This is a genomic window from Rheinheimera texasensis (genome assembly GCF_964031785.1).
Classification (GTDB): Bacteria; Pseudomonadota; Gammaproteobacteria; order Enterobacterales; family Alteromonadaceae; genus Pararheinheimera; species Pararheinheimera texasensis_A.
Genome location: NZ_CAXIRE010000024.1, coordinates 299,377 through 313,549, shown reverse-complemented (window position 1 = coordinate 313,549; position 14,173 = coordinate 299,377). Strand labels below are relative to the sequence as shown.

General features: G+C 51.9%; 7 protein-coding genes. 4 read left to right on the top strand and 3 right to left on the bottom strand.

From position 1 onward, the window contains the following. Positions 1–142 precede the first annotated feature (142 nt). Positions 143–1,240 carry an O-antigen ligase family protein gene (locus tag ABNT34_RS20000; protein ID WP_348734669.1) on the top strand — a complete coding sequence of 366 codons (1,098 nt, stop codon included), beginning with the start codon at positions 143–145 and terminating at the stop codon, positions 1,238–1,240. Between the two features lie 335 nt (positions 1,241–1,575). Next, positions 1,576–4,692 carry an FG-GAP-like repeat-containing protein gene (locus ABNT34_RS19995; protein WP_348734668.1) on the top strand — a complete coding sequence of 1,039 codons (3,117 nt, stop codon included), beginning with the start codon at positions 1,576–1,578 and terminating at the stop codon, positions 4,690–4,692. 158 nt (positions 4,693–4,850) lie between these two features. On the opposite strand, the gene ABNT34_RS19990 is transcribed toward ABNT34_RS19995, so the two are convergent. After that, the gene (locus ABNT34_RS19990) at positions 4,851–6,773 is read right to left on the bottom strand and encodes a CocE/NonD family hydrolase (protein ID WP_348734667.1); all 1,923 of its coding nucleotides are present in this window, start codon (positions 6,771–6,773) and stop codon (positions 4,851–4,853) included. Positions 6,774–6,982: 209 nt separating this feature from the next. Beyond that, positions 6,983–8,566 (bottom strand): M20/M25/M40 family metallo-hydrolase, encoded by a 1,584-nt coding sequence (locus tag ABNT34_RS19985; RefSeq protein ID WP_348734666.1) that lies wholly within the window; start codon positions 8,564–8,566, stop codon positions 6,983–6,985. Between the two features lie 357 nt (positions 8,567–8,923). Here ABNT34_RS19985 and ABNT34_RS19980 point away from each other — a divergent pair, with 357 nt between their 5' ends. Continuing rightward, positions 8,924–10,843: an alpha-amylase family glycosyl hydrolase gene (locus ABNT34_RS19980; protein WP_348734665.1), complete on the top strand. Its 1,920-nt coding sequence runs from the start codon at positions 8,924–8,926 to the stop codon at positions 10,841–10,843. A gap of 148 nt (positions 10,844–10,991) precedes the next feature. Next, positions 10,992–12,095, top strand: a complete 1,104-nt coding sequence (locus ABNT34_RS19975; protein WP_348734664.1) for a Gfo/Idh/MocA family oxidoreductase — start codon at positions 10,992–10,994, stop codon at positions 12,093–12,095. Here ABNT34_RS19975 and ABNT34_RS19970 read toward each other — a convergent pair. Next, the gene (locus tag ABNT34_RS19970; RefSeq protein WP_348734663.1) at positions 12,092–14,173 is read right to left on the bottom strand and encodes a glycoside hydrolase family 97 protein; all 2,082 of its coding nucleotides are present in this window, start codon (positions 14,171–14,173) and stop codon (positions 12,092–12,094) included. The genes ABNT34_RS19975 and ABNT34_RS19970 overlap by 4 nt on opposite strands.

The following is a 14,173-nucleotide window of genomic DNA, read 5'->3' as shown; positions in this document are numbered from 1 at the left end:
ATTTTTTTAACATAGCACCGAACGATGCGTATAATCCGCGCGCTTTAAAACGGCAAATTCACTGTTTTGCGCAGCCGCGCGCAACTTTCATCAACGCATTTCCATCACGTGGTAAATCCTGTTTATTTACTGGAGCCGGAGCTTGTTTTCGAAGTCTTTTGCTGGTCTGTCTTTAGTACTATACGCCGCCGTTTTTTTAGCTGGAACTCTGTTTGCATCCACTATTGCGCGTATCACGGAAGTAGGAAGTCTGTTTGACTTCAAACGATTACTTGTGATCTCCGTGATTGCCTGCTCGGCATTTATCCTAAGCTCAGCACGCCAATTGCGCAGCACCACGTTATCTGCAGAGTCGGTTGTTGCGTTGCTGATATTCTTTAGCGTTGGTTTTATATCTGCGCTGGCCAGTGCTCAGCCATATTGGGGCTTTGTTGAACTCGCCAATATTGGATTACTGGTACTGGCATTTTTTATCTGCAGTATTTGCTGCAGTACACTGTCAAAACCATCCGTTTTTCGTGCACTCTATTGGTTTACTGTACTGTTTTCACTGATACTTTTATTACAGTTCTCGCTCAAACTGACACAGCATCTGCTTAACGCGACCAAACCCGGCATCTTTAGCCTGATTTCCGGATTTGATAATCCGCGGGTCTTAAACCAGTTGCAGGTCATGCTGCTGCCTTTGCTGCTGTTGCCCTTTTTACTCAGTCCTCTGCGCCAATTTCAGTTGGTTTCGATGCTGTTAATGGCTGGCCATAGGATGGTATTGCTGCAAACAGAAGCCAGAGGTGCCTGTTTATCGCTATTGCTTGCATTTGGTCTGATTAATTGGTTCAGCACCCCAGCTGTCCGAACGGTTTTATTGCGGGCTTTTTTCCGGGCGATGATGCTGGGATTGGTGTGTTGGGCGGTGTTTATTATCGTCCTCCCCTATTGGATGATCGGCGACACCAACTTACGTTTAAGGACCGGCAGTTCAGGCCGCACTGAGTTGTGGCTCTATACCTTAAACCGTATCCCCGACCAATTCTGGCTGGGACACGGCCCGATGAGTTTTGCCTGGGCGGACGGGAAGCCTTTATCGAATACCCATCCGCACAATGCATCTTTGCAAATTTTGTACGAATACGGTTTTCTCGGCTTTGTGACTCTGCTGTGCTGGGTCTGTTACTCGCTCGTCGCTACGCTCAGAAAACTACAGCATGGCTTGGTTAGTCCTGCAGCACAGGCCCGGTAACTCCGTTGGTTCAATGCGAACCCGTAAAAACAGCCGCTCCCGGACTTGTCAGAAAACCAGCTTTTGCTTTGGTTCTGTGCAACTGCTGCAGGACCAATACAAACACATGGAAGCCAACACACCTGCAAGGCCATGTAAATAAACCCGCGCTCAATACGCTATGAATATTTACATCCATCACAGCCAAAGGAAATAACCCATCCCCGAACAGTTTAAAATTCACATAAACTCAAATAAAAAACAAAATAATTTACCCAAATAATTTTTATGGGTACCATTTCAAAGGGTCCGGCATTGGCCGGATTTTTTATTGCCTAAAAAGGATATCCCTCAGGATGAAATCATTCCCTCTCTCGCTGCTGGCATTGAGTCTGCTTTGCATGAAATCTCAGGCTGCACCTCAAACTGAATTGCAAAATCAATTTAAAGATCCAATCCTCAGTCACGCTGAGAAGATTAATTATCCTGAGGATTATTTTACCGGCAGGGATACGCCAACAGGCTTAGCGGCGGCATTATTGCCTATTTCGGATGCTGAAAAACCGTTTATTGAGGCAGAATTCCAAGCTGCAGCAGAAAGCAATCTGACCTCAGTACTTGAGCTTTTTGATTTGGGCGATGGCATTGGTATTAATGGTGCCTTTAGCGGTGATTACAATGGCGACGGCACCACAGAACTGGTGCTGGCTGGGCCGAGCAGTATCAGTGTGGTGGAGTTTCGGGACAAACAATTCTCGCCAATCAAACAACTAAATTTTCCCAATGGGATGCATAGCCTGGTGCAATTCCATGATGCCGGTACGGATAACGACTACCTCTTTTTTGTTAGTGGCAACAGTGTGTTCAAATTGAATCTTGTTACCCGGCAAATTGAAGCTATCGAGACTGTCGCAGGTGCCGACAGCCTGATATTGGCCCAATTTAATGGTGTAGACACGCCAGAACTGCTGGTGCACACCAATAGCGGCGCGGTAAAAGTATATGACCCTGCAGCAATGAAAGTGCTGGCCAGCCTTTCCGGATTAAACAGCAAATTTGTCGCCGCAGGTAGTTTCACCGCAAAAGGCAAGTCAGAACTGGTATTGCAGGATGGCAGTATCTACCGGCTTGAGAGCAACACTGCGAAGTTAGAAAAAAAACTCAGTACTGCTTTGGGCTACCAGGCGCAAAAATTTGATGTCAACACAGACGGGCTGGATGACCTGATCATGTCTTATGGCTGGAACCGTATCGCTGCTTTGGATCTGAACAACGATAGTTTGATCTGGACTAAATCCACCAGCCACGATATTTCCACGTTAATCCTGGCCGATGCTGATCAGGACGGTAAGACCGACGTGGTATATGGTGATGGTCAGTGGGGGGCGCTGCATGCGTTTAATATGCAAACCACTGAAACATTCTGGACTATCAGCAATCCGAATCATGGCGTGACCGGGATTATCGTCGCCGACTTAGACAATGACAAATCACTCGATATCGGTTGGGGCGGTGGCTATTCCTCCAGCGGTGGTGATTATTACTATATCCATGATGTGAAGACGCGGACGGCTAAATGGACCAGTCAGTCGCTTGACTTCCCTGCACAGGCTGTCCAGCTGGCAGATGTTGATAATGACGGCGATCTAGACGCATTGTATGCAACGGCTTCAAGCAGTAGCGGCTACGATGGCGCCCAAATGCTGGCTTTTGACTTAACAAGCAAAAAACAGCTGTGGCAAATCAGCGCTGCGCCGAATAACTGGAGCCGGACCATACAGTTCCGCACCGGCGATTTTGACAAAGACGGAAAAACGGATATTGCCGTAGGTGCATCTGAAATCTATACCGCGACTATGTGGCTGTATAACGGCAAAGATGGCAGCCTCAAAGCGAAGCAAACCTTGGGCGATGGTGACAAAATCACCGGTATGACCTTCGCAGATGTTAACAACGATGGACTTGATGAAATTATTTTCAGTACCGGTGCACAGCACACAGGCTCTGTCGGCACTGTTCTGACCGTGCATAGCCCTATTGATGGCAAAAAGCTGAAAACCTCCCCAGTGGTCGATTTTAGCTGGAATGGGATGCATTCATTAACTGCGTTTAGTTTTACTGGCCGGCAAGATGAAGTGTTTGGCCTGCAAGATGGCGCACTGTTTCAATACAGTTTTGCAACCAATGCAATCAAGAAAATCGGATCGCACACCAATCTGTCCGGGTTGACCGCCGCCACTATTCAAGGGGAGCTGGCATTATTCGCGATATCGAACAACAACCTGTTCCGCATCCATGACTCAGGCACCTCCACAAGCATTGGCAAATTATGTGATTATTCAGTCAAAGGTCTCAGTACTGCCGGACCTGGGCGTTTGGTTTACGGCTGCTCTGGTGAAATTGTCGAATACAATCTGGACACTAAAGCAGAAATTTTCCGGCACTATGTCGGTGGTGACATCAGTGCCGCACCAGTGGTCGTCAGACATCAGCAAAAAGATTTTTATATAGTCCCGGGCAATAAAGTGTCTGTATTACAGTCAGGTGTGCAGCAGGTCTTACCGACCCCGGCTCCGGTCGCATTAACGACGCATGTACAGAAAAAAATCACCGGTACTTTAAAAGTGGACGGCGATGCTGATTATTTTGTGTTAAAAGGCACGCCACAGTTCGGCAAGTTTAATATCGAGGACCGCAAGGCCGGTACTTTTAGTTATGTCCCGTCGGGGAATGTAGGTAAAGAAAGTATCAACTTTTATGCGGTTAAGGGAACTGCATTTTCAGAGCCTGCCAGTCTGACTGTTGATGTAACGAATCAGGCACCTGTCGCGAGCAATCTGAATATCAGTACGCACTGGAACAAGGCGGTGAACTTTAAGTTACCTGCGAAAGATGATGATGGCGAAGCACTGAAGTTCTTTGTGTTAAGCCAGCCGGAACAAGGCACAGTGCAGATGGATGGTACGTCAGGAAACATGGTATACACACCATCGGCCGCGACACTCAGCCCGGTGAGTTTCAGTTTCCACGCGAAAGATACGCTTGCGACCTCTGAAACCAAAAATGTGGTGATCTCGTTGACTAACACGACGCCAAAAGCAACCCCGGTAAGTTATGTCACATCTTTTGAAACGCCGGTGAATGGCGCGTTAAAAGGCGTGGATGATGATAATGATGAACTGACCTACAGTCTTACCAGCCAACCAGCCGCGGGCACTGTGACTGTTGATGCTAAAACCGGTCTCTTTGTGTATACCCCGTCCGGCGATACTGATCAGCAAATCAATTTCAGCTATCAGGTTAAAGATAAGTTTGCGACCTCAGAGAGTCAGGCCGTCAGCATTCAGGTGAAAGGTAAACCAAAACCTATTGAACCCAAACCGGTAGAATCTAAATCGGGTGGAAATTTTGCATTTATTTTCAGTGCAATGTTGTTGGTTATGGCAATGGCTCGCCGACGGTTAGTGTCGTAAAAACATCTGTTAGTCGTCATATTAGCCCGATAAAAATGCCCGCAGGAACAAGCTACTGCGGGCATTTTTTCTGGTTGCCATCCACGTTCGTTCGAGACCATTGGCATCAAGCGCACATAAACCTGCACCTGCGGCAGGCTTATGTATAGTCGCAGTGCTTACTGACTGACCACTGGCAGACTAATTGCCGAAGGTGCGGACGCACTGTGATACACACTCACCGTCGCTTTCTGGTAATCCGCTTTTTTGGCATAAAAAATATTATCCACATAGGTTTGCGGATTGCGGTCATACAGCGGGAACAGACTCGATTGGATCTGCACCATAATTTTGTGTCCCGGCAAAAATACATGGTTAACATGTGGCAGGCCGAACTTAAAGTTAGTGACTTCCCCTGATTTTAGCGGCTCGGGTTTGGCAAAGCTTTTGGCGTAACGGCCGCGGAAAATTTCAATCCCCACCGGCATTTCAAAACCGGCCAGACTTTCCTCCAAAGCCCCCTGCACTAACCCACCGGTGCTGGTATTGGGGTACACATCAATCAGCTTCACGACAAAATCGCCATCGGTGCCTGTAGTTGCGGCAAACAAATCGACCAGCGGTTGCCCCATAATTTGCAGCGGTTTGTCCAGCACGTCAGTCTGGTACACCAATACATCCGGCCGGCTTGACGCAAAACGCTGATCTTGCACTAACCAGGGTTTCCACTGGCGGGCATCGTCCATATTAATGGGTCTTGGTACAAAAGGTACAGGTTTAGCCGGGTCCGACAGATAGTCGTCTTTGGCCGCAGTGCCTTTAGCCGGCGGCGTAAATGACAGCCCGTTATTTGCGCTCAGGTACAGTTTTTTGTCAGTACCAGCCGGCCATTGCTGGCTGACCTGCCATTGATTGGCGCCGGTAGCATACGTCAGTACTGGCGGCGTTTTTGGATCCGGTGCGCCTTTGAGATGATGGTCAAAAAACGGTTTCATATAGTTCACGCGAAATTCGTATGCGGTATCACCACGGAAATTCAGTGCGCCCAGTTTATAACCATAATGATTCACCCCGGAATGACGCCAGGGGCCAATCACCAGCGACAACATGGTGTTGTCCTTATCCTGCGGCTCTAGCGCTTTATACATCGCCGGAGCGCCATAAGAATCTTCCTGATCCCACTGCCCAACGACTAACATGGTTGGCACTGTCAGTTTGCGGCTGGCCATCAGCTGGTCCACCGCCTGCAACGACCAGAATTCGGTATAAGCCGGGTTTTGCATCAGTTTTTGTACAAATGGATACTGTTCAAAACCCCAGAGTTTGGCGAAATCAGCAGTGGAGCCGGCCTCCAGATAACGGCTGTAATCATCGGCCATGCCCATAGCGGCATGCCCTTCCGCTTTAGCTGTGCTTTGCGACACCGCATAACTTAAGCTGTTGTTACGAAAGGCACCATAATGAAACCAGTCATCGCCCATCCAGCCGTCAACCATCGGACTTTGCGGTACTGCAGCTTTCAACGCCGGATGTGGATTAATCTCGGCCATCAGCGCGGTAAATCCCAGATAGGATGAGCCGACAATACCAACTTTGCCGTTGTTTTCCGGCAGGTTTTTCACCAGCCAGTCAATGGTGTCGTAGGCATCGGTCGATTCATCAATGCCGGTTGAATTGAGCGGGCCTGCTAATGGCCGGTTGGTGACATAGTCGCCTTCTGAATTGTGCAAACCCCGGATATCCTGATAGACGCGGATGTAGTTGTCTTCGACAAATTCGGCGTCCATCACCGGCATGATTTCAGTAATAGACTGGCTGGCAACCCGATTCACGCTGCCTTTGGCATCATAAGGCGTGCGGCTTAATAAAATCGGCGCGTTTTTCGTGCCCTTTTTCATCACTGTCACGGTATAGAGTTTGACCCCATCCCGCATCGGGATCATATCAACTCTTTTGATAAAATCAGCCTGTGGCCGCACCACATCGTACTTGTCGACGTTATCAACCGTCATTGGTGTGACTTTCGTCACGTCAGTCTGTGCTGCAACAACACCAACAGCCGGAGTCAGCGCCAACGCCAGATATACAGGTAAAAGTTTCATAGGTTCCCTTGTGATGTGCATACGATGCAAACCAGCACGACCCCAACCGGCAATTTTTGCCGCTCAGCTTAGTTGCATGTCAATGATGCCAATCTGGCAGATACAGCCTGTGCAGGCAATCGTTGCTGAGACCAGCGGCAGATTTTGCCGCCTGACTGTTTATTCGCAGCGCTGCAGTGGCAATAGCCGCAGGCCTGTGGCAGCTGAATTCAACCCGCCGGATAGCGGGTTCGCAGCAGCTGCAACAAAGTTTGTATACCCTCGACGTAATGGCCGATCCGCAGGTTTTCGTCAAAGCTATGCTGGTTATTGTCCGCATTGACCAGCGGCAGGATGACAAAAGGCATCTTCAGCGCGCTGACCAGCTGTTCGGTCGGCAGACTGCCGCCCATCATGCGGATCCGGACCACTTTGTTGCCATCCTGCTGCAGGACAGCATAAACCCAACGGCCGAGCGGTGAATCCATTGGCGTGCGCGCCGCGTCGCCACCCGCGCCCGCTGTTAATGAGGCAATCTTAGGGTATTTAGCGCGCTCGGCATCTGTTGGCTCGCCCTGGCTAAAATACCAGCCTTGCGCTTTGATATGGCGCTCCAGTAAAGCCGTCAGGTAAGCTGCATCTGCCTCAGGCGTGGTGCGCAGGTCTAATTCAGCAACCGCCAGATGTGGAATGATATTGGCAGCTTTATCGCCTATTGCACCTGCCTGCATGCCGCGGATATTTAAAGACGGATATTGCAACGCTTCTTGATAACTGCGGCCTACCGCGTCTGGCCGGGCGATGCCGGTACGCCGACGCAGCGCTGCGTCGTCATCCGGTACTTCCGCCAGTGCCAGACGTTCGGCCGCACTGAGCTTCACCGTCTCGTAATAGCCGGCCACAGTCACCCGGCCGTTGTCGTCTTTCATACTGGCCAGCAAAGTCGCCAGCCGCTGCGCCGGATTTGGCACATAGTTGCCATAATGGCCGCTGTGCAGGGGCGCTTTGGGCCCATACACCGTCAGTGTCAGACTGGTGGCGCCGCGGTTACCGAATACCAGCGTGGGTTGATGGCTCGGATGCTGCGGACCGTCGAGGATAATTAAACCATCCGCCTGCAGCAAAGCAGCGTTGGCTTTGGCTATCGCATGAATAGTCGGAGAGCCCTTTTCTTCTTCACTGTCGAGTAGCACTTTGACATGAAAAGCCGGCGATTGGCCTGCTGCTTTTAACGCATCAAAAGCCGCCAGCAACATCATGATGGGACCTTTGTCATCAGCGGCAGCCCGCGCAAATACCCGTAATTCGGCATCCAGAGGGTTCTGCTGCAGCAATGTCGGATCCACCGTCTGCCATTGGCCATCCGAAGCGCGTTTTTTCACCACCGCTTGCCAGGGGCTGGGTTGTGCCCACTGCTGCGGCAACACCGGCTGACCATCGAAATGTAGATATAACAATAAGGTCGCGGCGTCTTTTTGTGCACTGCGGTACTGGGCAAACACCAGCGGTTTACCCTGATTGGCCAATTGCTGTGTCTGGAAACCTCGTCGCTGAAACGCCGCGCTCAACCAGTCCGCATTGCTCTGGATATCTGCTGCATTCACCGCATCATTCGGCAATGCCAGCAGTTGAAAATACTCGGTAAAACTGGCCTGAGCCGCGTGTATGATCTGGTCATCGGCAGGTAAAGCAACTGTCCGGATTTGTGTACTTTGCAGCGCCGCCGCCTGCCCCTGAAGTAGCAGACCCGCAAATACCATAAACATGGCAGCCAGACAAAGACGAATGCTGCAAGAAATAAGACTTTTGATCATCACGCCAACCCGGTCTGTCAATCAAAGCGCCAATGCGATACTGGTGATCATCTTGCCTGAAGGTTGCAGATTTTCACAGCATCCTGGCCTCAGAAGATATTCACAGACCGCCAGTGCACCATTTCGCTTTAAGAATTGGCTGCAGCGATACATCGATGTGGAGCTATGGAGCACCCAAACACAACGGAAATCCGCAAGCTGCATTCTTGTGTCTTGCACTTTTCTCTAAATCGATTAAGATTGTGCTGTACGCCAGTTTTAAACTGGTGTAAAACTTAATGACAACGATGGCCGGGCCTAACGCCTGCATCGTCAGATAACAGAAAAACGATCCCCGACAGGCCAGGACCAGACGATATGCCAAACACTATTGCCCAGTTGCTGGCGGAGCCGGCACTTTTACAGCGCGAAGCGGAGACTATCCTCAAACGCCACAGTGCCGCGTTAAAAGCTGCCGCCAAAACCAGCTGGCCGGCACTGCAACCGCGTTTAGCCCAGGTGCTGCCGGAATTGCTCGGGCTTTATCTGCAACTTTATGGCGATTTGTTTGACTGCTACTACCAATTGGAACAGCTACTGAAGCTGCTGGCAAAAAGTGCGGCACAGCGGCCGGATTATCTGCAGGCCGAGGATTCAGCGCCGCAAACCTGGCATAAAAGTCATCAGGCACTTGGCTCAGCCTGTTATGTCGATTTATTTGCCGGTAATTTCGACGGCTTAAAACAACGTATTCCCTATTTAAAACAAACCGGCATTAATTATCTGCACCTGATGCCGCTGTTTAAAGCGCCAGAGCCTAACAGCGACGGCGGCTATGCGGTGTCGGATTATCGCAGCACTATGCCCTCCCTCGGCACTATGGCCGAATTGTCCAGCCTGATGCAGCAGCTGCATCAAGAAGGTATCCGGCCTGTGCTGGATTTTGTCTTTAACCATACCTCCGACGAGCACCGCTGGGCGGAAAAAGCCAAAGCCGGCGATCCGGCTTATCGCGATTATTATTTCTTTCTGACCGAAGCTGAGCGCGACCGCTATGCGCCAACCCTGCGGGAGATTTTCCCCGAGATCCGCCGCGGTAGTTTTACTCAGGACAAAAACTCTGGCCTGTGGGTCTGGACCACGTTTAACAGTTTCCAGTGGGACTTAAATTACGCCAATCCGGCGGTTTTCAGCGCGATGGCCGAAGAGATGTTATTTCTCGCCAATCAAGGTGCCGCCGTGTTGCGACTCGATGCGCTGGCCTTTGTCTGGAAAGAGGCCGGTACCAACTGCGAAAACCTGCCCAAAGCGCACTTATTGATCAAAGCTTTTAATGCGGTGGCACGGATTGCTGCGCCGGCGCTGCAGTTTAAATCCGAAGCCATAGTGCATCCGGACGAAGTGGTGAAATATATCGCGCCAAATGAATGCCAGCTGTCTTATAACCCGCTGCTGATGGCGTTGCTGTGGAACTCGTTAGCCACACGCAAAACGCGCCTTTTGACCGAGTCACTACAGCGGCGTTTTGCCATAGATCCACACTGCAGCTGGGTCAATTACATCCGCTGTCACGACGATATTGGCTGGACTTTTGATGACAGTATCGCCTGGCAGCTCGGTACCAATCCGGATCATCACCGCCAGTTCCTCAACCATTTTTATACTGGCCAGTTCCCCGGCAGTTTTGCCAGCGGTGTGCCGTTTCAGCAGAACCCGGTGACCGGCGATTGTCGTGTTGCCGGTATGCTGGCGTCCCTCGCCGGCGTCGACAAAGCAGAGGCTGAGCAAAACCACGAACATCTTGAGCATGCGCTGGCGCGGATTTATCTGCTGAACAGCATCATCCTCAGTATTGGTGGCCTGCCGCTACTGTACATGGGGGATGAGCTGGGTCTTCGCAACGATTACAGCTACCTACAGGACCCGGCAAAAAAAGACGACAGCCGCTGGGTCAACCGCGTGGCAGTCAGCACCGAACAGCTGGCCAAAGCTACAGAACCCGGAACCTTGTCCGGCAGGATTTACCAGCAACTGCAACACTTAGTCAAAACCCGCGCGGGATTGGCGGTGCTTGGCAATGGCACTACCAACATCCTGTACAGTGATAATCCCCACCTGTTCTGTTACCAGCGCGAATTGGCTGGCGAGCGGCTGCTGGTGGTGGTGAATTTCAGCGAACATCCGCAGTACTGGCGCAGCGACAGCCGCGGCAGCTTCACTGACGCCCTGACCGGCAACCAGCTGCAGGCGGGCGCTGTCGCGCTCAGTGCTTATCAGGTGTTGTGGCTGACCAACTAACGGCTGTTCAGCGGAAGCGCCGGCCCGGATAGCAATGTGAAAACGCGCCGGCGTTGTTGTTGGTAAAACCTGACTGGAATTAAAGGGACAAGTCCTTATCAGCACAGTATGATCGACAGCCTTTGCAACAAATCTGCCGGAGTGCCTGATGATCAAAACTGCTGTGATTGGCTTTGGCCTGTCCGCCCGGGTGTTCCACCTGCCTTTTATCGCCAGCAATACCGACTTTAAGCTGGTCGGTATCAGTACCTCACAGCCAGAAGTCGCAGAGTGTTGGCCCGGCGTACAGATATATGCCGATGCCGACAGCCTGATCCAGCACACTGACGCCAGCCTGATTGTGATCACGGCACCAAACCGCGCACATTTCAGCTTAGCCAAAACCGCTTTGCTCGCCGGCAAAGATGTATTGGTGGAAAAGCCATTGGCGGTGACTATGTTTGAGGCCATCGAGCTGCAAAAGCTGGCACAGCAGCGTCAGCGTAAACTGGCGGTGTTTCATAACCGCCGGTTTGATGATGATTTTGTCGCGCTGCAACAGCTGCTGCAATCGGGCCAGCTTGGCGCTGTGCAGCTGATGTACTCCCGCTTTGACCGCTTTCGGCCACAAGTGCAGGCACGCTGGAAAGAGTCGGCAGAACCGGGCAATGGCGTGTTATACGATTTAGCGCCTCATCTGCTGGACCAGGTGATTGTGTTGTTTGGCGCGCCGGACAGCATCACCGCGAGCTGTCAGAGCTTGCGGGCCGGCGCCCCGCAGGGCGATGCGACCGGTATCGATTATTTTCAGCTGCGGCTAGATTATCTGGCAACAGCGACTTTACCCGCCCGGCAAGTCGTGCTCAGTTCATCCCCGTTTTGCGCGCATCCGGCACCGCGTTTTGAACTCCACGGCACTGGCGGCAGTGTGATAAGTTACGGACTGGATCCGCAGGAACAACTGCTGCGAGATGCGCTGCAGCAGACACCACAACAAGCCACTGCTGTATTTACCAGCGCAGACTGGCAACAGCGCCCGCATAACCGCCACGCCGAGATCTGGACCCAAGCAGGCAAAACCATACTGCCGTTTGCCGCAAGCCACTACGGTGATTTTTATCAGCAGCTGGCGCTTTATCTGCAGGATCTCGGCCCGGCACCGGTACCGCTTGCCGATGCGATTTTGGGCTTACAGCTGATTGAACTGGCGCTGCAAAGTAGTACTCAGCAGCGCGCTGTGATATTGCCAGAAGCAGTTCCAGTGCCGCTTTAACGCGGCACAAACTCAATAGCCGCGCCACCGCCCGGCGCCAATGCCAGCGCCAGCACCGCTTTGCTGTGAACGGTTCGGCGCTGAATTTGATACGCCATCGGGTTGTTTTGCCAGTGTGCGTCCGGCGCATCGAGATACAGCACTGCATCATAGGTCTTATCTGCATCTAAAAACGACAGCGGCAAGGTGAGCGTGCGTGCCTGCTCGTTGCTGGTGGCGCCGACAAACCAGCGTTTGGAGTGCTTGTCCTGCCTTGCCATCACCAGGTACTGACCGATTTTACCGTCGAGCGCCATGCTTTGTTGCCAGTCGGTCGGTACCGCATCGATAAATGCAAAAGCCGGATGCAGCTTACCGCCTGGCGCATAATTTTCCGGCAAATCCGCCACCATCTGCAGTGGGCTATACAGCGTGACATAAAGCGCCAGCTGATTGACTAAAGTGCTCGGCACGCGGTTATTCGGCCGGTGTTTTTGGTAGTTGAAGTTAAAAATACCCGGCGTGAAATCGATAGGCCCGGACAAACCGCGGGTAAACGGAATAATCACCGTGTGATTCGGCGCATTGCCGGTATCAGGGCTGCCGCCGTTATATTCCATGCCACGCACCGATTCGCGCGTCATCAAATTTGGATAAGTACGGCTTAAACCGGTGTCTTTCACCGTTTCATGTGCATTGACCATCACCTGGTGACCCGCTGCAGTGTCGACCACTTTTTTAAAGTGCTGCACCATAAACTGGCCATCATGCCACTCGCGTCCGTCCAGCCGTTTGCCGACATAGCCCATCTTGACGCTGTGGATCCCCAGGCGTTGATAGTATTTAAACGCATCCGCCATTTGTTGTTCGTAATAGCTGATGCCGGCGGCAGTTTCATGATGACCAATCAGCCCAACGCCTTTGGCTTTGGCATAAGCGGCGACTTTGTCGATATCAAAACCCTTCACTGGTTTAGTGAAGCTGAACGTCGGCGGCCGTTGCCACCATTGCCCTTCCCAGCCTTGGTTCCAACCTTCAACTAACAGGCCGTCAATGTCATGTTGACTGGCAAAATCAATATATTGCAGCGCGCGTTCTGTGGTTGCGCCTTGCAGCGGGCCCGGCGACCAGTCTTTTTCGCCGATATGCATCTCCCACCAGATGCCCATATATTTGCCGGGTTTGATGTAGCTGGTGTCAGTGCCTGCGGCCATCGGCTCATTGAGGTTTAAAATCAGGCTGGAATTGAGCAGCGCCGCTTCGGTCGGTGCGATTTGAATCGTACGCCACGGGCTTTGAAATGGTGCTTTGGTATAGACACGGTCAGGCAGAGTGTCGCTTGCCAATGCTGGATTGGTTCCATTCCAGGGCATCAGATCGGCTTTGAGCGTAATGTGGTTATCAGTGATGTTGCGCAGCGTCATCGAGCTGTAATCGACCAGCGCCGCTTCATGCACCGCGACCGCAATGCCATCATCGGTCAGCGTCAGCGGCGTATGCGCCACCGACACGCTCGATAACGCCGAATTCATATACTGATATTCAAAACTTAAGTTGCGGTACGCCTCAACCCACCAGGCTGAAAAGTTTCGGGCAAAAGCAAATTCAGTCAGCTCATCAGTGATCACTAAATCGCCTGCCAGTGCCGCTTGGGCTGGCAACTGGTAACGAAACGCAACCCCGTCGTCGTAGCTGCGAAACACCAGCGTGAACCGGCGGCCCGGCGCTTTACTCTCATGCAGCTGCAGCGTCAGCTCATTAAAATGATCGCGGATATTGCTGCGTTGGCCCCAGACCGGCTGCCAGTTCAAATCCTGACTGCGACTGCTGACTTTGTCCGCCAGCAGGCCGGTTTTTAGCGGCGGCTGACCTTTAAATGTCAGCCCCAGCACTGACGGTTTTAACACCGCTTTGCCGCGATAACTAACCTGATACGTCAGCGCTTCACCAGATAGCACCAGCTCCACGCTAATCTGCTGGTCCGGCGACAACAACTGCCACTTCTGCGGCGTTGTCAGCTGCTCTTCGGCCAACACTGCGCTGACAAACAGCACCAGGCTCAGCCACAAGCCATGCTTCATTTGCTGATAAAACGTCAT

Bases quoted from the DNA above. Each gene is read 5' to 3' on its own strand.
- ABNT34_RS19995 (WP_348734668.1), top strand. From the start codon at position 1,576: ATGAAATCATTCCCTCTCTCGCTGCTGGCATTGAGTCTGCTTTGCATG.
- ABNT34_RS19990 (WP_348734667.1), bottom strand. From the start codon at position 6,773: ATGAAACTTTTACCTGTATATCTGGCGTTGGCGCTGACTCCGGCTGTT.
- ABNT34_RS19985 (WP_348734666.1), bottom strand. From the start codon at position 8,566: ATGATCAAAAGTCTTATTTCTTGCAGCATTCGTCTTTGTCTGGCTGCC.
- ABNT34_RS19980 (WP_348734665.1), top strand. From the start codon at position 8,924: ATGCCAAACACTATTGCCCAGTTGCTGGCGGAGCCGGCACTTTTACAG.
- ABNT34_RS19975 (WP_348734664.1), top strand. From the start codon at position 10,992: ATGATCAAAACTGCTGTGATTGGCTTTGGCCTGTCCGCCCGGGTGTTC.
- ABNT34_RS19970 (WP_348734663.1), bottom strand. From the start codon at position 14,173: ATGACGTTTTATCAGCAAATGAAGCATGGCTTGTGGCTGAGCCTGGTG.